The organism is Mesorhizobium sp. M7A.F.Ca.CA.004.12.1.1 (genome assembly GCF_003997835.1).
Taxonomy (GTDB): Bacteria; Pseudomonadota; Alphaproteobacteria; order Rhizobiales; family Rhizobiaceae; genus Mesorhizobium.
The window spans coordinates 1-2,554 of sequence record NZ_RZRK01000856.1; the positions used below are offsets into that span (position 1 = coordinate 1).

At 62.8% G+C, this 2,554-nt stretch carries 2 protein-coding genes and 1 pseudogene; all 3 read left to right on the plus strand.

The window, feature by feature from the left end:
* Positions 1-177: 177 nt before the first annotated feature.
* On the plus strand, positions 178-1,173 hold the full coding sequence (locus EN984_RS30775) for an ABC transporter permease (RefSeq protein WP_127269515.1): 996 nt from the start codon (positions 178-180) through the stop codon (positions 1,171-1,173).
* 14 nt (positions 1,174-1,187) lie between these two features.
* A complete protein-coding gene (locus EN984_RS30780) occupies positions 1,188-2,126 on the plus strand; it encodes a sugar ABC transporter substrate-binding protein (protein WP_127269514.1) in 939 nt (312 codons plus the stop codon).
* Between the two features lie 238 nt (positions 2,127-2,364).
* Positions 2,365-2,499, plus strand: a pseudogene (locus tag EN984_RS30785) (alkanesulfonate monooxygenase); the annotation flags it as partial.
* Between the last annotated feature and the right edge of the window lie 55 nt (positions 2,500-2,554).

The following is a 2,554-nucleotide window of genomic DNA, read 5'->3' on the forward strand; positions in this document are numbered from 1 at the left end:
CGTCGGCGGCTTCGGATCGGTGCCACGGGCCATCGCCGGCCTCATCTTCGTGCAACTGTTGACCAACGTCATGGTGCTCGACGGTGTGCGCACGCCGATACAGGGTTTCGTGCTCGGCATCCTGATCGTCGGTGCCGTTGGCATGGATGCGGCGCTGCGCAAGCGGGGCGTGTCGTGATGCGTTTTCTTTCGCTTGTCTCGCAGTATCGCGTCGTCGTCATTCTCGGCCTGACGCTTGTCATTTCCGCGCTGGTGGTCCCCGGCTACCTCTCGGCATCGACCCTCGGCCTCGGCCTCGACCGGGCGGCGACAATCGGCCTGATCGCGATCGGCCTGACGGTGCTTTTGATATCGGGCCAGATCGACCTCTCCGGTGGCGCGGTGTTTGCCCTGGCCGGCATCGTATCGGTCATCCTGCAGCGAGAGATCGGCATTCTCCCTGCGGCGATCGTCGGCATCCTGGTCGGTACCTTGGCAGGCGCCGTCAACGGCATGCTGGTCGTCGGCCTGAAGGTGAATTCGCTCGTGCTGACGCTCGCGACGATGTTGATTTTCCGCTCGCTCTCCCACTGGATCACCAACAGCCAGCCGGTGACCGGAACCGACATCATGCTCTCCCTGGCGCTGGCCAAGATCTATCTCGATGTCTTCACCCTCCGCAGCGCGCTGTTCATCGCCCTGATCGTGCTGCTGCATTTCTGGCTGACGCGCACCATACCCGGGCGCAACGTCTTTGCGGTGGGGTCCAACCCGGCGGCTGCCAAGGAAAGCGGTATCGCCTCGGACCGTATCGTCTTTCTCGGCTTTGTCTTTGCCGGCACGCTTGCCGGCCTGGCGGGGGTTCTCCAGAGCCTCGTCACCAACACCGGCTCGCCTGTCTTCGGCTCGGAACTGACGGTCGCCGTCATTGCCGCGGTCGTTGTCGGCGGGACTCGTCTCGAAGGCGGCAGGGGATCCGCGCTCGGCACGCTCGGCGGCGTGCTGACAATCGGCTCGCTGACCATCGCGATGGAGTTCCAGTCCGTTCCCGCATACGTCCAGCAGGTCGTGTCCGGGCTTATCCTGATCCTGCTCGTCGTGCTCGATCGGGCCGTTACCACCAAGGGGAGGGCTCCGGGCACGCGCCCGGCGCTCGTTCGCGACAATCCAATCACTCAAGGAGGAACCACATGATCGGGAGGAAACACATGATTGGCAAGAAAAGCATGCTTCACGTCGCCGCCGTGGCGGCTGTGCTGGCATCGACGGGCTGGGCCAGTGCCAAGACGGTTTGCTACGTGACGGCAGCGGATTCGCATGCCTACGCGACGCCGGCCAACAAGGCGCTTCAGGCGCGCGCCGCGGAACTCGGCATCGAGATCCTGAGCCTCAGCCAGGATTTTGATGTCCAGAAAGGCACCGAGCAGCTCAACACCTGCGTTGCGCGCAAGGTCGACGGCATCATCCTGTGGCCGCTCGACCCGCAGGCATACATACCGGGGCTGGCGCGCGCGCAGCAGGCGAACATTCCGGCGATCCTCATCAATTCGCCGATGAGCGACGATGCCAAGCCGTTCATCAAGTCGTTCACCGGGCCTGACGTCTACGAGGAAGGCAAGCTGGCGGCGGACTCGCTGAGCAAGGCGCTCGGCGGCAAGGGCTCCGTCGTCATCATCGCCGGCCAGGCCGGCAACGGCACCACGATCGGACGCGTCAGCGGCTTCACCGACCGTCTCAAGGAAACCAATGCAGACATCAAGGTGCTCGACACGGTCAACGCCGACTTCGACCAGCAAAAGGCGCTGGTGGTCAGCCGCGATCTGATCACACGCTTCGGCGACCAGATCAGCGGCGTCTACGCCAATGACGACACGATGGCCCGCGGCTTCATCGATGCCTGGAAGGAGGCCAACCCCTCCAAGGCCGCACCGCCGATCGTCGGCATCAATGGCCAGAAGGATGCGTTCGAATCGATCCGCACCAATGAAATGTACTCGACCATCGTCCAGTCGCCCGTCGAGGATGGCCGCCTGGCGATCAACACGATGGCCGAGATCATCGACGGCAAGCAGGTCAAGGACCGGCTGCCCATCCCGCTGACCGTCGTCACCAAGGACAACGTCAACGCGGTCGAACCAGCGTTCTGATACAAGGAGGCCGGCCCGGTGTATTCGGGCCGGCCTCCTTTTCTTGCCAGAGAGAGAAATTCTAATAGCGGCGGCAGAATTGGAATAAACTAACTCTACAGAGTTTGTGGAATAAGCAATCTGCACTGGCGATCTGGTTTCCACCCGGACAGGACCACGCCATGCCCACTCTTTCGCATCAGCTACTCACCAAAGCAGGCATATCCGGCCGCCTTCGTCAGGCAGCGGGAGAGAGGCCATGAGCCGGGTCGTGCCGGACCGCATCAAGGTGCTCTGGTTTCTGCCGACGCATGGCGACAGTCGTTATCTTGGCACGGCCGAGGGCGGCAGATCGGTCGATCTGCCGTATCTGACGCAAGTGGCGAAGGCGGCCGGATATGCCTGCTTTGGTGAGTAGCTGATGCGAAAGAGTGGGCATGGCGTGGTCC

Excerpts from the sequence above, each read along its gene's own strand:
- EN984_RS30780 (WP_127269514.1), top strand. The coding sequence starts at position 1,188 with ATGATTGGCAAGAAAAGCATGCTTCACGTCGCCGCCGTGGCGGCTGTG.
- EN984_RS30775 (WP_127269515.1), top strand. The coding sequence starts at position 178 with ATGCGTTTTCTTTCGCTTGTCTCGCAGTATCGCGTCGTCGTCATTCTC.